Below are 18502 nucleotides of genomic sequence, written 5' to 3' on the forward strand. Positions count from 1 at the left end.
ACAGCAGTTAAGTTCTAATATATCAATAAAGGATAACTATAAATTATCAGACGGTCCACTCCGATATATTACGATTAGAAATACGCCAATCGTTTCCTTCGGTACGGTTTTTCACATCACAATAACGGCAGAATGGAATGGGAGTGGTAAGGAAATTTAGAATTTCTTTTTTATCCTTAGCTTGATAGATATTAATGCAGTCTTGTGGGGAGAGAGATAAGTTAGTATTAAAGTAATGATTAAAATGATGAATATTTGGAGCTATACAACAAGTGTATAGTTTTCCTTCTCTGAGAAAGATGCATCTATTGGCAATATCACAACTAATAAAACTGTGATATGCATCTTGTTGTCCTTGGAGATCAAACGGAAAATGTGAGGATTTTTTTTCTCTTCCCGGCGTATTACAAAACTTATATTTAATTTCATGTTTCCATATAGTATGAGCTAAAACTTTATAGTCTACTTTAATCGGATACTTGGTAAGTATGAATTCAATTTGGGCAGATTTACAGGCAGACCAAAAATTTTGATCCATCTGGTCGAGTATTATGCCGTTGGTGTATAAAATAATATTCGTTTCTGGGAAAAAGGCTCTGGCAACGTGGAAGAAATCCGTAATATCAGGATGAAGCAAAGGCTCCCCTCCTAAGAGCATGATATATTCTACCTCGTTGCCAAAAAGTATCGCCAAACGCTTCATGTCACGTTCAAATTCCTTTATATCAGCAAACACCGGTTTGGCAAGTGGTGAAAAATGTGTGCACATATGACAATTTAAATTGCAGTGTTCTACCAAATGGGTTTCTAATCTTAAAAGGGTGCGAGGGATACGTTGGGGTAGCCCATTATGCTCAGAAATAAGATTAGGTTCGCTTCTTTTGTCCATTGTATCAATTCCTTTCACTGTAATGTTGGGAGAAGAAAAATATGGTTGATGGTCTAAACTGGGGAAGTATTAAAAATGGATTTCAGGGATTTGAGCATCTGGCCTATGATTTTGTACAAGCTGCATTTCCGTCTCCCTCCTCGCAAAGATGGAGTAAGACACGGGAAACCCAAGACGGAAATCGAGATGCCTATTCCGTTATATTGGGCTATCAGCCAACACCGCTATCTGCGGAAGAATGGTGGATGGAAGCTAAATATTCAACTAAAAAGGAGGTTTTGCCACGCTATCGCTTGGATGCCACAATTGTAAGCGCCGCAATAGAAGGAAATGTATCTAAAGTAATCTTTGTCACAAATATCTCTATCAGTACAAAAACCATTGTAGATATCCGTCTTGCCTTGCATCATTCCTTGCAATGCAGAGATGTCCATTTCTGCACAAAAAATACCCTGGAATATTGGTTGTTGAATAATCCTAAAATTTTTAAAAAGTATTTCTACAAGCCAGATCGGGATAAACTTCGGTTAGCCCCTTTATTTCTGATAGAAGGGCTGGAATTCTATTCGGAAGCAAAACGGAGACAGTCATTTTGTGAACCCTTGGAGACTTTGCGGACAAAGCATAAGTATCATCTTTATTTTTCTCTATTTAGTGGTTCAAGCCAAGAACTTCGGCTATCCATTGCCTCTGGACTAAGGGGTATCCATCTGTGCTCAGGAGAAAATATTGATGTTAGCGAAGGGGAAAATCAAATTATTGCCGAGGTTGAGCTGTCCGAGCAATATGAAATAGATTATAAAAGTCCGGGGGGAAAAACCACAATACGCACTGATTTTTTAGATGGTACAGTGTTTAAACTTGGGGAAATAGAAATTATTACAAAACGTCCATTGGATGTAATTTCTAATACGAACATGCCTCTTGAGATCCAAAGGCAAAAAAGGATCTTAACATTACTTCAGGAATCCTTCCTCAGCTTTAAGAAAAATCAATCCGCTGTAATCCATAGTATTTATGGTAATTCCGGAACCGGGAAAAGCTTTCTTCTGATAGATTTCATTAATAGCGAGCTGCTTTTGGATCGAATTGTACTTTTTATCACTTTTTCCGCAGACAGTTTAGTCAATGATAAACGTATTTGCGAACTGCTCCTCTTCATACTGTTTCCGTATTTAGCATTTGGCTCCATAGATAGTGATTATTTGAAGGAGATCCAGGCAACGCATAGAATCAGTGAATTCGTGCTTCAGTCTGTAGCGGCTAAAGACAAGCCTGATGTGCTCCATAAACTATATTTTGGAGTTTCTTGGGAGACGGAGATCTTTCCCGATGAGATTTCTATTAATGAGCGTATTATCATCTTGGATGATATGCAAAAGCTCCATCCTGATACTGCCAAAATATTATATATAATTTTGGCAGAACTGAAACGAAAAAAAATTCCGGTCTTTGTTGTCTTAAGCGGATGGCCGGATTTTCGTACCTTATCTGAATATGGGGTTTTCCGGGAAAGGACCACATTAAATGAACATGAATATGCCCTTGTAGCAGAAGACCTAATCACAGCTTTTACACAAACTTATCCCTTATCATTTCAATTAACTCCCCAGCTTTGTAATGTCATCTTTCCCAGTGTCATCGACTTATTACAGTTTATTAAATATTATGACAACATTAAACATGGGACTTTCACTTTAGAAGATTTTTTACTGGCCTGCCGGATGTTTATAAACGGACAAATTGCCGAGGAATATATCTTGGAACCGTTTCTCAAGCTTTTCCAAGGGGATTCTTGCGTGAAGGCTTTGTGCAACCAAATTTATTGGTCAATTAGCGGTGTGGTGGCCAAGCCAGACAGGGCGGACGCTGCTCGAAAATTACTAAAAAACAGTTTGGTCAAATATAGTGAAAATGGTGGAAGATTAGTTCCTTATCATGACCATTATCAACAGATTTATCGGAGACGTATTCTAAAAACTTCTGGCGATACCCCTTTATCCACTGGTAATCCTTATGAGGATCTCCATAATGTGCTCTTTTTCAGTGTCGACATTGAACGCCTTCGAGATGCGGCAAAGGATGTCTTGGCATTAAAGGAACTAGGAAGATATTATTCACTTCTTTATATTCTGGAAAATGTGTTTGAAGGTGACGATAAAAATCTTTTGCGGGGAAAGCTAGGAGACGTTTTGTTCTATAAACTTTATCTCGCCTACGGCTTCGGTATTGCCAACCAGAGCCGCACAAAATCCGGAAAAGATGTTTTTGCCCAAATTTGTTTAGAAACCTGTGGCAATGGCAATATGGAAGTTCAGCTAACTTGTATGGATGCTACTTTTGAATTAATAAACAGCAGCTATGAGTGGCTGGATCATAAGCAAGCGGAAAAGCACATCAAGGATCTGCTTACACTTGTTGCAAAGCTGCAAATGTTTGGGTATGTAGATAAAGATATCAATCGATGCGAAAAATATATTCTTTCCCGCTCTATTAAGATGCTGATGCTCTCTGATCAAAATCAGCCGGTTGCTGAAGAGGAATTTCGGAGCTTAGAGACTGTTGCTTATGCTTACTGCTATAACTATGAAGCACTTTTCTTTAAGTTGAGATATGCGGAAACTCTTTATTTTCGTGATACCGATGCTGCTTTTGGCATGGTACAGGCGTGTATGGTCGGTTTGAAAGAATTGCGCGGTCAGGAGGAAAAGTTTTATTTGTGGGCAAAAATGGATTATCATTTTCTGGATATGATACTTCATGATCAGACTGAGCTAATTCAAGAAGTGATCAAGGACCATCAGGAACTAAAAAGAGATTGCTATAATGACTACCGCAAAAGAGTCTTTGTTTTAGCCAGTTATTTTTATAGCTATGGGCTAATAGAGGAAGGCAATCGCTATTTCTTCTCTGATATCGTGGTGGCACGGGATCTACGCCCGCGTCAGAAAGCGTTTTACTATGAAACACTAGCTTTATATGAAGCCCTAAATAATAATGGGATAGCAGCATTATCAGCATTGCAGGAAGCAGCTAAACTTTTTGCGGAGCTTCCAACTTATTTGGGAATTATTCAGCATAATCAAAGGTTGCTTGAAAGTGGACAGTTTTCAAGATGTAATATACGTTTTTGCCGCAATGGTATACTTGAACCGGGAATATATAGTCTCGACCCTCGTTGTATATGGTAGCCCCAGCAATAGCCTATTTAATAGATTTTAGTGTCTTTAATATGAGGCTGAATATGCTGGCGTAATTGTTCCGCCGTTGTATATTCCATGTATTCCTCAAAATCAACAATTTTCTTTATACCTTGGAAAGAATATGCCATGAGATCCTTGCGGGTCTGCTCTTCAAATGTAAATTCAAAAATTTCGCGAATAATAAGGTTATAAAACTGCTCACAAAACTTATAATAATTAAATCGGTAACGCTCATATTTTTCATAATCCTTTAAATAAGTTCGCAAATGGCTAAATACTTTGCAAAAATCATCAATATGTTTTTGAGAGATGGATTGGACTATAGAATTAGAACGTTTATAGTGATGATAACAGACTAAGGGAATACAAATGACCTTTTTAGCGTTAAGGGTTGCCACAAAGGAAAACAATAAGTCTTCAAATAAAGTGTTTTCTAAAAAACGGAGCACCTGATATTCTAAAAATTCTTTGCGATAGATCTTATTTACACTGGAAGGAATAATATTTATACCTAAGTCATATTGTTTGGTTAGCACTTTCAAAGCCACATCCCCAGTAAAGGTGATCAATTTGTCATATTTGCACTTAAATAACGGTTCTGGAATTGGCGCATCGTAGCTTCGGACCAGAGAACACATGCCAATATCAGCTCCATGAATCTCCATATGCTTGACACATTCCTCATAATAATCCACATCAACCCAATCATCACTATCACAGAATGCTATATAGCGCCCTTTTGCCAAATTCATTCCTATGTTCCTCGCGCCTCCAGGTCCTAAGTGAACTTTTTGGCGCTGAAAGATAATTACTATTTCGTTGTTAATTTGGTAAGGATAAATGATTCTTTCTACATCTTCATCTGAACAATCGTCTATGATGATGATTTCTAAGTTTTTCAGCGTTTGAGATATCAGCGAATCTATGCATTGTGGTAGATATTTTCCTGTATTATATACGGGAATGATCACACTGAGTATAATATCCAATTCTACCATGCGGATCTGTCCTCTCAACGATAATTTATAGTTATCCTTTATTGATGATGATTTTGTTTCGAGGATGTTTGGCTGTAAGGATATATTTTTGTTTTGTAGATGTAACGTGGGTGTAAATTTGAGTCGTAGTGATAGAACTGTGTCCCAACAACTTTTGGATATAGCGAATATCGACATCTTCCTCAAGCAAAAGAGTCGCGAAGGAATGCCTAAACATATGGGGAGTTATATGGTTTGTGATGCCGGCTTTATCGACATATTTATTAATCATGTATCTAACCGATTGTTCAGATAAACGGTTTTTTAATCGATTGACAAAAAAGAATCCACTAGATTTAATATCATTGTGAAATTTTTCGCTATAACTTTTAAGAGCAGCAATTACATCTTCATTACCTAGTTGAATTATCCTCTCTTTTGAGCCTTTACCTGTTATTAGAATAGCTTTATTTATTAAATCCACATTATGATTAGATAGAGAACAAAGTTCGGAAACTCTTGCTCCGGTTGCAAATAACAACTCAAGTACAGCGATATCCCGATAAAATGTTTTAATTTGAAACTCTGTGTTATCGTGTCTGGAAATTTCCGAATAAACAACGGATAGTATTTTTTCTAGGTTATTAATTGGTATTGTTCGAGGTAATAGTGAAGGCTCTTTAAATTTCACATTAAGTCTTGAAAATGGGTTTTTAGCTAGAATTTCTTATTCTAAATAATTAAAGAAAGCTTTTAAACAAGCGATTTTTCTTTTAATTGTTTTTGGTTTGAATATCTTATGAATATGAGTCAGATAGTTACTAACTCCGCCTTTATTGATTTCATATCTGGAATATTCCATGAAATTTATAAATTGATTTAAATCAATAGAATAGGCCTTTATGGTCTTGGGATTTAAATTTTTTCGATACAGACAATAGCTTAAATAATTTTCAGTCAATAGTTTCAATTCTTGCATAACAGTTCGCTCCCTCATAGTCGATTAAGGGATATTGTATCTAAAAGAGCTGATTCTGTCTTGATGCAGAAGAGAGGTTGGTAGAAAAGGCGACTCGCATCAATTGATAATGATACAGATGATTTTACAGATTATCTTTCGAAGATGATCGACCAAGTAATAGAAAAAAATCACAATGATAGAGACAGCTAGATTTATGCAGTAATCTGGATTGCCGCCGTCATCGAGATCGGAGGCGACTGGCGGAGGCCAAGGTCCTGCTTGAAATGGAGAATGGGGTAAGTGGCTGGTAGAGAGAGTACGGAGCCGGACGGCTTATCTCCTCAAATTCGGATTCGAATCCGAATTTGAACTGCCGCCTTGCGGTGCTTCATTTCGGTATCCCAAAGGAAGAACGGGGAAATTCATCCTCGATATGGATAGCGAAGCGTTTTTCACGAGCATATTCATGTTATTCCCCGTTATGAAAGGGAGGTCTCAAATCCATTGGCCGAGTTTGGAATGTTAAGAAGAGTATTGTTCCATATGACGGAAATAGGGAGAAGTTAAGCATGGCCCAGAATGACAGTGTTGTCGTTTCTGGGCCATGCTTATTTTCTAATGCTCTGATGTAATCTCGGCAAGGCGGGTTTTAATGCCAACTCCAGAAAATAGAAGGCCATGCCTCGGGAAAGTTCGGCGTCAGCGCCTTTTGTTTGCAGATAAGCGATTCCCAGCTCCCATAAATCCTGGCGGCTACGCTTAGCTAAAACGGAATATCGTTTGCGGACATATTCATAGCCGATCTCAAAATCACTGAGGTCTCGTCTGGACATGCTTTTCCTCCTGCTGTTCAGGGGATTGTTCTCCGATCAGTTCGGAAATACTAACACCGAGGGCGGCAGCGAGCTTGGTCAAGGTTCGGATTGAACCTGCTGAATGACCATTTTCAATTTTATTAATCATGCTCTCGTCCATATGAATTAAATCAGCTAGTTGTTTTTGAGTTAGTCTGAGTGATACTCTTAGCTTTTTAATTTGTTTTGCCGTTGTATTCACAATAAGACCACCCCTGATTAAAAGATTATAGAATTATATTCATAATGTCAATATATAAAGTGAATTAAAATCATGATATTTACATTTGTGTGATTCAGATATAATTGAACATGAATTATATTCAGGATGTGATGAGATGAATTACGGACAGCGAATCAAGTACTTTCGTACTACAGTCGGAATTTCCGCCAATGCTTTAGCGAAAAAAATCGGACTGGATCCGACTACAATTTATAAAATTGAAGCCAACGATTCAAAACCCTCACTGGGTTCCCTCGAAAGCATTTGTGCTGCTCTGGGCATTAGTCTTGCCGAATTCTTTACAGAAGAAGAACAGGTCTTGGAGCCTGAGGTTCAACGACTACTGAGTACCGTGAAAAAACTTTCACTGGAACAAGTCGATTATCTGCAGAAGTTCTTGGAATCGCTGAGTAATGATTTTTAATAACGCAGAACAAAAAAGACCCCATAACATGATGGAGGACTTTCCCTTTAATGCTGGGTGCCAATCAGTTTTTGGTGCCCTTTTGCTATAGTTTTTGAAATATTTGGTGAAGGGTGAAAGGAAAAGATAAAAGTTCGGTGAAAAAGATACAATGCGTCAAAGGTTGTCCGTAAGGTCTGATTACATTCTAGGGGGAGTTTTCGTGTTTCGTAATGTTGAACAGAGAAAATTAGGCCAAACACGCTCAGGTATTGAATATATTAGCACTATGTCCCCTGATGGAGTTAATCTGGCAGTTTTTGATAATAGCTTATTAAAGTGTACAAGCACGACCGTTTATGATGTAAAGGCTCTTAACTATTCATATGACAAAGTTAAATAGACTTAGTTGCGCCGCAGTGAATTCTGTCGGCGTTTTTTTCTGAAGAAAATTGAAAATTGCTTATATCCGGTTTCAAAGAAAGAAATGGCGAAAAGATCTGAAATTTTCCATTTTGTCAAGATCAATACAGGAAATTACAATTTTTAAAAGAAATATACCAAAAGGCTTCATTGTCCTTAAATAAGTTCATAGGCTAATGCAAAGGTTGGTGAAAATAAGATGAGCCTTTTTAAAAATATTTTATCCGGAATCTCCGGTATCTTTTCCGGCTCCCCATACCGAATTATTCTCTCTACAGAAGACAAGAAATTCTATCTAAATGCGTATAAAGGAGCCGGAGCGATACCCTTTGCTCAGCTGCTGAATAAATATCCGCAGTTAGGTGATCTATCTGTCTGGTTGAACTATGAGAAAGGACGCCCAGTAATCCCTCTGGGAAACTTAGCCTATGTAAAAAAGGAATTGTCCCGCTTAATTTCGGAGGAGCAAAAAAATAAGCCTGAGATTGTGATACCCCAGGAAATTCAGCTGCTCAAGCCCGGGAAAATGCCGGCAGGATTTGAAATCCGGTATAGTTGGAACAACTTGGAAAAAGCTATCCAACCCCAACTGAGGGGAGAATATTGGGGAGAAGGCACATATGTATCAGAAAACAGCTATTGGAACATGCCTGGCTTTACTGAAAACGATGACCCTTGGCTGAGGAAAAATAAAATCCAGGGCCAAGAAATCCTTGAATTTCTCCGCGCGATCCTTCCCCAATGGCAAAGGCGCAGTCTCCCGGTACAATCTGAAATCGTCCTGGAAGTAGAACCTGCCTGCACTATTAAAATCAACCGGGTCCGTATAGATTCCGTCACCTGTGAAGCTCTCTGGCGGGTAAATCCCGGGAGCATCGCTGAAATCCCTTCATTGGCAGGCTATATAATTGCAGGCTCTTCACTTGGCGAGGGATTTAATCCCGCCGGGCTTTCCTTGCAAATTCCGCTTCAGAGCGGGGAGTTTACCCTCAGGGGTGAAGAAATTGCTGTCTTTCAGCGGGAAATCCTACCTAAAATCAAAAAGTGGATCAAAGGCAACCTGGAGGAATTGTCTGACAGACACCGGGTGACGGAAAACAGAGGAGAGCTTATTCTTTCCATCGCCAGAGGAGAAATGAATGGTATAGGCTATGCGGAAGCGATTCCTTATTTTGTGGAGGGAAATGAAAGAATTAAAGCGGAAGATCTCTCCAGGAAAATCCAAGCAGATAAAAAATATATCCGCTTGGAGAGTGGCTGGTATCCGGTGGAAAGTTTGAAACAGCTTGGGTTAGGGCCTATGGGGCGTTTAATTGACGGAACAGCATTAAGCAATTACCTTAGGTTGTCCGCCCCGGAAATTCTGCTGAGAGGTTCGGAGCGCTTTGATGGCCCTTGGCAGCGGCTTGAGTTTCCGGAGCTGAATTTGCCAGCCAATGCTGCACCGGGGAAGATTGCAGCTGAACATCTGAAGTTCATGATCCAATGGGGGATTCCCGGAGGTCTTACCGGAGCTTTTGCCGATTATGAGATTACCCTGCTGGAAACTTTGACTGATCTGCTCCGGGAATCCCCAAAAATCCGGGTGCTGCTGGTGGGAAAAAAGATTCTTTTCAGCCAAATGACGGAGCAATGGCAAGCTATTCTCTCCGCAAAATATGAAGGAAATAAGAAAGACCCGGAATTAAAATGCAATGCTGCCGGATTGTATATGGCGACTCCCAATGCCTTGGAAAATTACCCGGGGCTGAGCCGGGCTAAATGGGATCTGCTCATGATTCTGGAAGCCGATGCTTTGCTTAAGTCCAGCATCTCAAAGCTATACAACAATCTCATCGCCTGTAAAGCCCGCCTGGTTCTGGGCCTGTTTAGCGGTACCGGGTTTTTCAGGCATCAGCAATCCTTGGAGGCCCTTTCAACTCTGTTTGGCATTCAGGATAGAGAAACAGTTTGGAAGTATGGGGTTCGCAATCCTTATGAAGACAGAATAGCCTTGCCTCCCGCCTATCAATTGCGGCAAAAGCCTGTAAGCGGCGTAAAAACACCGGGAGGGCCGGCTGAATTTACCCTTCGGAATGATTTGCCGGGTACGGCCCAGCCCATTCCTCCTAGGACTGAACAAAAGGTACAAGTAGCCACTGCTGAAGGCGACCTGGAATTCAGCTTCTCCATTGAAGTCAGTACGTCTAATTCCTCTACCGGCTATTATAACGGAGAAAGTTTTCTCCAAGAAGCGAAGAAGCTCGTTGGACATGTGGAATCTAAAGCCAGGTTTGTTCCCTTTATGTCCTATTGGCCGACGTACAGTTCCATGAGCGCCGAACAGCAGAAGTGGTATTTTTACTGGCGAGGGCAGGTCAGAAAAGGACTTTATCCCGACACGGATCTTTCTTACATCTTTGTTCATGTCTATGAACTGATTAATAATGTAGGTGGCTTAAAGCCTCAGGATGGATACCGGCAGTTGTTTGATCTATGGATCAGCTACCGGGAGCGCTATCCGAAGCTGGATCATTATTTGGTGGACTGGCTTATGGATTATGCGGCTATGTTCGGGTGCGACAGCGACCCTCTGCAAATCTATGAGCAACTCGACACCCGGAACGCGGATTCTGTTTACCTGGATATCATCCTGACTCGCTATAACAAGTCCGGAATCTATCGTTTTCCCCTGGAGTTAATTAACCGGCTTTCGGACTATAATCTTTTTCGCAGTAAATTCTACAATGAAAGCGGTCAAGACCTTGTGGCGGAATATATCCCGAAAACTATCGAAAAAGTCAATGAGTTTCTGTTACAACAGCACCATTTAGGAATGCTGGATATGTTTCAACCCAGTCAAAGGGAGAAAATACAGCATGCACCTTTCCGCAGTGCGGTGCACTGCTATGATGCAGGCCGGCAGATTACCCTCGAGACGATTCCTTACACCAGGCACAAACCTTTACGGGAATTTCTTACCGCCGTGATCAAACACACTGAAAACAAGCTCAGAGAAGCGAAGGGATACAAGGGAAGACTGCGAGGTTACGGGCTGGAGTCTGAAATCAGGATCTGGATCGATGATTATCTGGCATCCGAAATAGAAGGTCTGGAACCGGCAACCAAGTCCTCTCTTAAAATAGAGCTGGATCCGTCTAAAATAGACCAGCTGATCAAAGACTCCAATAAAGTACGGGATATGCTGATCATCGCTGAAATTGAGGTTCAACCAGAAGACAAGGAGGTGCCCCGGCCCGGAAGAGAGAAGACTGTCGCTGGCAATATAGAGAGGCCTCTGGGAACGCCGGTTCAATTACTGACGGATTTGGAGCCTGTTCATCAATTGCTGGAGGAGCTTGATGACCAGCAATTAGGATTGCTCAGAGCATTCGCAGAAAATCTGTGGGTATTAGAAGATTCAATATTATCCGGGTTGTTCCCTGATCTGTTGATAGACTCGGTAGTTGACAATATCAATGAGCTGTCTCTCCAACATCTCGGCGACCTGCTCATTGCCGTTGAGGGCAGTCAGAAAATTGTTGCCGATGACTTCCGGGATGAACTGGAATATATATTACCCCGCCTGGAAGAGGCAAAGCCGCAGAAGCCGGAACATTCCAATCCGGCGCAGGATCTTTCTGAGGAGTGGAAACGCTTCCGGCTGAATATCTCCGCTTTTCAATACCGGGTTTTGAAGGCCTTCAGCCAGGAAGAGGACTTAATCGCCAGGATCGATAAAATTGCTGGAGAGTCCCTGATGATGCCCGAAATCCTGATTGATTCCATTAATGAATTGGCCTTGGAGAATCTTGGCGATATAATTATTAATGTGGAATCTTTTCCACCGGTAATCAATGAAGAATACCGGGATATGCTTAAGAAAATTACAGCATAAGATAGGCGGGAATGGAATGAGTCAAATGAAAATACCGAAAAGAATCAGCACTGCATTAATCCAGTCACTGTCGGCGGGAGTGGTTCCCAGGATCGGACTGGAGTATATAGCGGTGGGCAGAAAAGAAGAAATCGAATCTCTTCTGGGTGACCTGGAAAATGTGGGGGAGGGGGGAGCCTCCTTCCGGTTTATTGTCGGAAGGTATGGCAGCGGCAAGAGTTTTCTCATGCAAACACTCCGTAACTATGCCATGGAAAGGAATTATGTCGTTGCCGATGGGGATTTGTCACCGGAGCGCCGTTTCACGGGGACCAAAGGACAGGGGCTGGCTACTTACCGGGAATTGATGACTAATTTATCGACTAAGACCAGACCCGACGGCGGCGCTTTAGCCTCAATCCTGGAAAAATGGATTGGGGGAATCCAGATGGAGGTTATGAAAGATACAGGGCTGCGTCCTCAGGGTAACGGTTTTGGCGAGGCGGTAGAGCTCAAGATCTTTGAGACTGTAAACCAGATGTCTGGCCTGGTCCATGGCTTTGACTTCGCCAATGCGGTGACAGCTTATTGGAATGGTTACCGTCAGGCCGATGAGAGTAAAAAAGCAGCTGCTTTGCGCTGGCTGCGGGGGGAATTTGCCACGAAGACCGAGGCTAAAGCTTTTCTGAATGTCCAGATGATTATCGATGACGAAAGCTGGTATGACTACATTAAATTGATGGCGTCTTTCGTGGTCCGGATAGGCTATAAAGGTTTGATTACGTTTCTTGATGAAGGAGTTAACCTTTACAAAATCAGCAATAGTATAGCTAGGCAAAGCAATTATGAAAAGCTACTGACTATGTTCAACGATACCATGCAGGGCAAGGCCCAGCATCTGGGCATCCTTTTGGGCGGTACTCCTCAATTTGTGGAGGATCAGCGCAGGGGATTATACAGTTATGAGGCCTTGCGCTCCCGATTGGCGGAGAGCAGGTTCAGTCAGGGAGGGTTGCGAGATCTCTTTGGCCCGATTATCCGCTTACAGACCCTGACTCATGAAGAAATATTTGTACTGCTTAAGCGTTTGGTTGAAGTCCATGGACAGCATTATGGCTATGAACCCCGCATCACGGAGCAGGATATGATGGCTTTCATGCAGGAAGTGGCAGGGAGGATGGGTGCCGACGAACTTTTAACACCAAGAGAGGTGGTCCGGGACTTTATCGGGATATTAAATATCCTGCTGCAGAACCCCCGGATATCTTGCAGTGAAGTTTTGTATGGGCCTGATTTTAAACTGAGAGCGGCCGATCAAGATCCGGAACAAATAGGTGCAGATAATGAATATGCGGAATTCAGCTTATGAGCGGCAATCCGTTTTACCGGCTGGCCCCCTTTATCCAGGAATATATCTATAATCATCAATGGACAGAACTGCGGGCCGTGCAGGTGGAAGCCTGCCAGGTTGTCTTTGAGTCGGACGCCCACTTGCTTTTAGCTGCCGGCACTGCTTCGGGAAAAACCGAAGCAGCCTTTTTACCGGTGATTACCTTACTCCATGAAAATCCGCCTTCAAGTATTGGCGCTCTCTATATCGGCCCTTTAAAGGCTTTGATTAACGATCAATTTATGCGGCTCAGCGATCTGCTGGCAGAGGCGCATCTTCCAGCCTGGCATTGGCACGGGGATGTATCTCAAAGCCACAAAAACAAGATGCTGAAGAATCCCCGGGGGATACTGCAGATTACCCCGGAATCCCTGGAGAGTATGCTCATCAACCGCAGTACGGGTATTTTGCGGCTCTTTGCCGATCTCCGCTTTATTGTTATTGATGAAGTCCATGCCTTTATGGGGACGGACAGGGGCGGCCAGATTCTCTGCCAGCTGGAGCGGCTGACGCGGATGATCGGTCATCAGCCCAGAAGAATCGGTCTTTCCGCGACCTTGGGTGATTATGCCAAAGCTGAAAAGTGGCTGTCATCCGGGACGGAGAGGGCGGTAATCACTCCGATAGTTCAAGGGGGGCAGCAGAAAATTCGTCTGGCTGTGGAACACTTTTATCAGGATGAGGTTCAGGAAGAAAAGGAAGCCGCAAATCTGTACGAGCCGGAAGGGCAGCGGGAACATCAGCCGGAACAACAATCCGATAAAGTTTCCAAGCAAGGGATTCCACCCTTTGACCAATATATTTTTGAGCAGAGCAAAAATAAGAAATGTTTGATTTTTACCAATAACCGGGAGCAGGCAGAGTACACGGTGGCCACCTTGCGTCAGTTGGCTGAAAGTAAAAGGATGCCGGATGTCTACCACGTTCACCATGGCAGCATCTCGGCGCCTTTGCGAGAAGCGGCAGAAAAGGCAATGAAGGAATCGCCGGAACCTTGTGTTACGGCTGCCACCATTACTTTAGAATTAGGGATTGATCTGGGATATCTGGAACGAATTATTCAGTTGGAGACCCCCTTTTCCGTTTCCAGCTTCGTCCAGCGCTTAGGGCGTTCAGGCCGCAGAGGTACTCCTTCGGAAATGTGGTTTGTTTGTAAGGAAGATCAAGGGGCAAATGACCTGCTCCCTAACCGGATTCCTTGGTCACTGCTTCAAGCCATTGCTATTATTCAGCTGTATTTGGAAGAACGATGGATCGAGCCGGTCAGTTCTAAGGATTATCCTTTTAGTCTCCTTTATCATCAAACCATGAGTACCCTGGCCGCTATGGGAGAATTGATACCGTCGGCACTGGCCCAAAGGGTGTTAACCTTGAGCCCTTTTAAGAACATTTCCAGTGAGGATTTCAGGCAGCTCTTACTTTACTTGATTGAAATTGATCATATTGAGCAAACGGAAGAACGGGGACTGTTGGTGGGTTTAACCGGGGAGCAAGTAGTGCGTAATTTTCGCTTCTATTCGGTATTTCCGGACAATGAAGAATTTGCAGTACGCGATGAATCCAAGGAAGTCGGCAGTATTCTGTCGCCGCCGCCTCAAGGGGAGCGTTTTGCTCTAGCCGGCCGGACCTGGGAGGTCATGGAGATTGATCTGAAACGCAAGACCGTTTATGCCAAACAGGTCAAGGGCAAGGTCCGTACTGTCTGGAACGGCGGTGGAGGCTCTATTCATTCCAAGATCCTGCAGCGCATGAAGCGGGTCTTGGAGGAAGATATTACTTATTCATACCTTCAGCCCGGTGCGGTTAAGCGGTTATGTGAAGCACGGGATTTAGCCCGGGAGACCGGGATCTTGAAAACTAATATTCTCCCATTAGGAGGTAATAGCTACTGCCTGGTTCCTTGGCTGGGAACAGTAGCTTATCGGACTCTGGAAAGGTGCCTGCGTTATGGGGGAGCCGAGATGTTTGAAATAAGGAATGTGGGCGGTCTTTCACCTTATTTTATTACCTTCAGTACGAAGAGCGGGTCTAAGATTGACCATAATTCCCTGCTTAAGAGGATTATAGCTGGCGCTTCTGACACAGAGCAGCTTATGCAAGAAGATGAGGCACCACAATTGGAAAAATATGATGAGTTTATTCCTCCGTCTTTACTGAGGAAAGCATTCAGACATGATCATCTGGATTTGCATGAAGTAAAATTTGCGTTGGACTTTGAAAAAACCGGTCAGATCGTTTAATAACAGTAAGTTATTAGAAGCCGATGGCTGAAAATACTTCAAAAGGAAAAAGGACATGAATCGATGAATCCTAATCAATACTTAATCTGGTTAAATGGCGAAGATAAGACAGAAGAGGTTGAAACGTATAATAATGCAGGTTATATGGTGCATGTAATCTTCAATAATAATTCTCGTCAGTATTCTTATCATCCCAGCAACACCTTTATTCGTGAAAATCCGACGACGATTAATATGGAAGATAAAGCAGCCTATTGGGGGGACATGCCGCTGTATGATGTTGAATATATCTTGGATTTTGGGCTGATGGTAAGAGTTAGATTCAGGCAGAAGAGCAAAAGCCAGGTGTTCAACAAGACGGAATTAAGGATAAAAAGCAACGGCATCAATGAAACGGGAAAAGACATCCTGGAATATTGGAAAGAAATTGCGCACTTCAGTCCCATAGAAGGTGAAGCTGAATCTTTTCTGGAAAAGGTGTTCGATAAACTTACGTTTGTCAGTCCGGAAAGTGTTCTCGGCAGTTATATCAATAAAAGACCTCTGCAAAAACTTGCCCCCGATCTCCAGAACCTTATTTTTCCGTTCCGTTTTAATCTGAATCAAAAGAAGGCCCTGGAGAACGCGCTGTCATATAATATTTCGATTATTGAAGGGCCTCCGGGAACGGGTAAAACCCAATCCATTCTGAATATTCTCGTTAATTTAATTACCCGGAACAAAACGGTTGCCGTCGTATCCGATAATAATACGGCAGTTAAAAATGTGAAAGACAAGCTGGAGAAAGACGGCTATGGATTTCTAATAGCTGCCTTGGGAAGCAATAAGAACAAAGGAGAGTTTTTCAGCTGTTTGCCCCAAGGCAATGTGCAGGACTGGGACCGGGGAGTTCAGAAAGAGGATCTGACAGCAAAGATCACCAATCTAAATACTAAAATCAACCGTCTGCTTGAAGTTAATGTTGAGAAGGCACGAATTCAGCAGCAACTTGCCTCTTTCCTGACAGAACAGGAGCATTTTGAGGCCTATTACGAGAAACAAGAAATTCCGGAGATTCAAAAGCTTTCTTTTTATAGTACCAGCCCTGAAAAAATTATTGCCTTCTTAGCTGATAGTTATCTGGCTAACCAAAGAGGAACGGCGGATAGTTTTCTTTATAAGATCAAGCTGTTGTTTTCTTACGGTTTTAAAGATTTCAAATCTCTTTTAAGAAATGACATGGACCTGGTCATCAATCTGCAGCGGAAATTTTATCAATTAAAGATAGAAGCTTTGACAGAGCAAAAAGCAAAATTGGCCAAAGAATTGGCGGACGATTCATTTGATCAATTATTGGAAAAGCATCAGCAGACTTCCGAGTTGCTGTTCAGGGAAGCGTTGGTTAAAAAATACCGTAACCAAAAGCTTCCCCAGTTTACAATCAAAAATTATAAACCGATGTTTGCTGAATTCATCCAACACTTTCCTATTGTCCTGAGCACAACTTACTCGTTGCGCAATTCGCTTCCGAATAATTACCTTTTAGACTATGTCATCATTGATGAATCCTCCCAGGTGAATTTATTGACGGGCGTATTGGCGCTTTCCTGCTGCAAAAATGCCATTATTGTCGGGGATACCAAGCAGCTGCCGCAGATCGTTGATGGGAAGAAAATAGGTAAACTGTCTAAACAGGTTTCTGATCCTGTTTTTAATTATTTTGAACATAATATTTTGTCGTCAATTCTTGCTCTGTATGGGGAGAAGGATATTCCTCAGGTGATGCTGAAAGAGCACTATCGCTGCCATCCCAAAATTATTGAATTTTGCAATCAGAAATATTATGAAGGCGGCTTGGTTCCTTTCACTCAAGAGGATATGGAGGCCAATCCTTTAATTCTCTATCGTACCCCAGAGGGCAATCATATGCGCAATGTTACTACAGGTGTGAAACCGGGAAAATACAATCAGAGAGAAATAGATGTAGTAGTCCGGGAGGTATTGCAGAATCCCAGTATAGCTCAGAATAGTGAGGAAATCGGCTTTACAACACCTTATGTCAAGCAGGTTAGCGCAGCTGCCGGACTGCTTCCGAAAGAAATCCAGTGTGACACTATTCATAAATATCAGGGGCGGGAAAAGAAGATCATGATTATGTCAACCGTCTTGGATGACACCAGGGACGGAAAAACCGGCCTCCGCTTTGTGGATGATCCCTGTAAAATCAATGTTGCCGTATCCAGAGCAATCAAGCAGTTTGTGCTGGTGACAGATCACTCTTTATTCCAGCGGCGGGGAAAAGAAATCGGCGATTTGATCCGCTACATGGAGTACAATACGTTGGACCAGAATATTATTGAAAGCCGAATTGTCTCCGTATTTGATCTCTTGTACAAAGAATATTCCGCGAAACTGCATTCTTTCAGCCAAAGGCTGAACCGGCGCTCAAAATACAAATCTCAAAACATTATCTATACGCTTTTAAACGACATTCTTAAGGAAAAGCAGTATGATAATTTGAGCTTTACTACGGAGGTCATGGTGAAAAATCTCCTCAAGAGTCCGGAAAAGCTTACCCCACAGGAACAACGTTATGTTAACAATAGAGCATCCGTTGACGTCGTCATATTCCATAAGCAGGATAAGCAGCCTGTTCTGATTATCGAGGTGGATGGGTTTGCTTTTCATGAAAACAATCCCTCGCAACTAGAGAAGGATGCCATGAAAGATGAGATTTTGCGGAAATATGAGTTTTCCTTTTTGAGGTTGCCCACTAATGGCAGCGGGGAAGAAGGTAAGATTAGAAGTCAGCTGGATGTTGCTCTGAAGGCAGTGCGAAACTAAAGGTGCATAAGATAGATCTGTATCACAATGAAAATGTTAATAAATGGAGGAACGTAATTGTATGCGTCGAACTAATTATTGGTGAAAATTACGCATTTTGAGACAGGGGTGTTGTTTTGAGATAGGGCGCCAATCAGATTTCATGACTGATTGGCGCCCGTTGTTTTTGAAATATTCCGTGATTAATGGGAGGAAAAGCGGGAAGTTCGGCGAAAAAGAAACTATATGACAAACGTTGTCCAAAAAGCTGGAATCACCTG

Annotated in this window: 13 protein-coding genes; 7 read left to right on the forward strand and 6 right to left on the reverse strand. The window is 42.3% G+C overall.

The genetic code is table 11. The features are described 5' to 3' along the window. Positions 1-46: 46 nt before the first annotated feature. Positions 47-889, reverse strand: a complete 843-nt coding sequence (locus BLS16_RS13190) for a radical SAM family protein (protein ID WP_092333944.1) — start codon at positions 887-889, stop codon at positions 47-49. A gap of 41 nt (positions 890-930) precedes the next feature. Between BLS16_RS13190 and BLS16_RS13195 the strand changes: the two genes are divergently transcribed. Further along, positions 931-4080 carry an ATP-binding protein gene (locus BLS16_RS13195; protein WP_092333946.1) on the forward strand — a complete coding sequence of 1050 codons (3150 nt, stop codon included), beginning with the start codon at positions 931-933 and terminating at the stop codon, positions 4078-4080. Between the two features lie 17 nt (positions 4081-4097). Here the strand turns inward: BLS16_RS13195 and BLS16_RS13200 are convergent, their stop codons facing one another. The 5 genes from BLS16_RS13200 to BLS16_RS13215 form a co-directional block, all read right to left on the reverse strand. Further along, positions 4098-5090 (reverse strand): glycosyltransferase family 2 protein, encoded by a 993-nt coding sequence (locus BLS16_RS13200; RefSeq protein WP_092333948.1) that lies wholly within the window; start codon positions 5088-5090, stop codon positions 4098-4100. Between the two features lie 31 nt (positions 5091-5121). Beyond that, positions 5122-5760, reverse strand: coding sequence for a tyrosine-type recombinase/integrase (locus tag BLS16_RS24615; protein WP_345788529.1), 639 nt, complete (start codon positions 5758-5760; stop codon positions 5122-5124). Between the two features lie 36 nt (positions 5761-5796). Then, positions 5797-6048: a site-specific integrase gene (locus BLS16_RS24765; protein ID WP_242876283.1), complete on the reverse strand. Its 252-nt coding sequence runs from the start codon at positions 6046-6048 to the stop codon at positions 5797-5799. Between the two features lie 590 nt (positions 6049-6638). Beyond that, a complete protein-coding gene (locus tag BLS16_RS13210) occupies positions 6639-6863 on the reverse strand; it encodes a hypothetical protein (protein WP_242876284.1) in 225 nt (74 codons plus the stop codon). Continuing rightward, positions 6841-7086 carry a helix-turn-helix domain-containing protein gene (locus BLS16_RS13215; RefSeq protein WP_092333950.1) on the reverse strand — a complete coding sequence of 82 codons (246 nt, stop codon included), beginning with the start codon at positions 7084-7086 and terminating at the stop codon, positions 6841-6843. Before BLS16_RS13215 ends, BLS16_RS13210 begins: the two co-directional genes overlap by 23 nt. Positions 7087-7222: 136 nt before the next feature. Here BLS16_RS13215 and BLS16_RS13220 point away from each other — a divergent pair, with 136 nt between their 5' ends. The 6 genes from BLS16_RS13220 to BLS16_RS13245 all read left to right on the forward strand — a co-directional run bounded on the left by BLS16_RS13220 (position 7223) and on the right by BLS16_RS13245 (position 18242). Further along, entirely contained in the window at positions 7223-7531 is a 309-nt protein-coding gene (locus BLS16_RS13220; RefSeq protein ID WP_092333952.1) for a helix-turn-helix domain-containing protein, read from the forward strand. Between the two features lie 202 nt (positions 7532-7733). Further along, the gene (locus tag BLS16_RS13225; RefSeq protein ID WP_092333954.1) at positions 7734-7913 is read left to right on the forward strand and encodes a hypothetical protein; all 180 of its coding nucleotides are present in this window, start codon (positions 7734-7736) and stop codon (positions 7911-7913) included. 219 nt (positions 7914-8132) lie between these two features. After that, the gene (locus tag BLS16_RS13230) at positions 8133-11810 is read left to right on the forward strand and encodes a TerB N- and C- terminal domain-containing protein (RefSeq protein WP_092333956.1); all 3678 of its coding nucleotides are present in this window, start codon (positions 8133-8135) and stop codon (positions 11808-11810) included. Between the two features lie 16 nt (positions 11811-11826). Continuing rightward, complete coding sequence (locus BLS16_RS13235) at positions 11827-13158, forward strand: ATP-binding protein (RefSeq protein WP_092333958.1); 1332 nt, start codon at positions 11827-11829, stop codon at positions 13156-13158. Beyond that, on the forward strand, positions 13155-15419 hold the full coding sequence (locus BLS16_RS13240; protein ID WP_092333960.1) for a DEAD/DEAH box helicase: 2265 nt from the start codon (positions 13155-13157) through the stop codon (positions 15417-15419). Before BLS16_RS13235 ends, BLS16_RS13240 begins: the two co-directional genes overlap by 4 nt. Positions 15420-15482: 63 nt before the next feature. Then, positions 15483-18242, forward strand: a complete 2760-nt coding sequence (locus tag BLS16_RS13245) for an AAA domain-containing protein (protein ID WP_092333962.1) — start codon at positions 15483-15485, stop codon at positions 18240-18242. The last annotated feature ends 260 nt before the right edge of the window (positions 18243-18502 follow it).

It is taken from the genome of Desulfosporosinus hippei DSM 8344, assembly GCF_900100785.1.
In the GTDB taxonomy this organism is placed as follows: Bacteria; Bacillota; Desulfitobacteriia; order Desulfitobacteriales; family Desulfitobacteriaceae; genus Desulfosporosinus; species Desulfosporosinus hippei.

Excerpts from the sequence above, each read along its gene's own strand:
- BLS16_RS13190 (WP_092333944.1), bottom strand. The coding sequence starts at position 889 with ATGGACAAAAGAAGCGAACCTAATCTTATTTCTGAGCATAATGGGCTA.
- BLS16_RS13195 (WP_092333946.1), top strand. The coding sequence starts at position 931 with ATGGTTGATGGTCTAAACTGGGGAAGTATTAAAAATGGATTTCAGGGA.
- BLS16_RS13200 (WP_092333948.1), bottom strand. The coding sequence starts at position 5,090 with ATGGTAGAATTGGATATTATACTCAGTGTGATCATTCCCGTATATAAT.
- BLS16_RS24765 (WP_242876283.1), bottom strand. The coding sequence starts at position 6,048 with ATGCAAGAATTGAAACTATTGACTGAAAATTATTTAAGCTATTGTCTG.
- BLS16_RS13210 (WP_242876284.1), bottom strand. The coding sequence starts at position 6,863 with ATGTCCAGACGAGACCTCAGTGATTTTGAGATCGGCTATGAATATGTC.
- BLS16_RS13220 (WP_092333952.1), top strand. The coding sequence starts at position 7,223 with ATGAATTACGGACAGCGAATCAAGTACTTTCGTACTACAGTCGGAATT.
- BLS16_RS13230 (WP_092333956.1), top strand. The coding sequence starts at position 8,133 with ATGAGCCTTTTTAAAAATATTTTATCCGGAATCTCCGGTATCTTTTCC.
- BLS16_RS13235 (WP_092333958.1), top strand. The coding sequence starts at position 11,827 with ATGAGTCAAATGAAAATACCGAAAAGAATCAGCACTGCATTAATCCAG.
- BLS16_RS13240 (WP_092333960.1), top strand. The coding sequence starts at position 13,155 with ATGAGCGGCAATCCGTTTTACCGGCTGGCCCCCTTTATCCAGGAATAT.
- BLS16_RS13245 (WP_092333962.1), top strand. The coding sequence starts at position 15,483 with ATGAATCCTAATCAATACTTAATCTGGTTAAATGGCGAAGATAAGACA.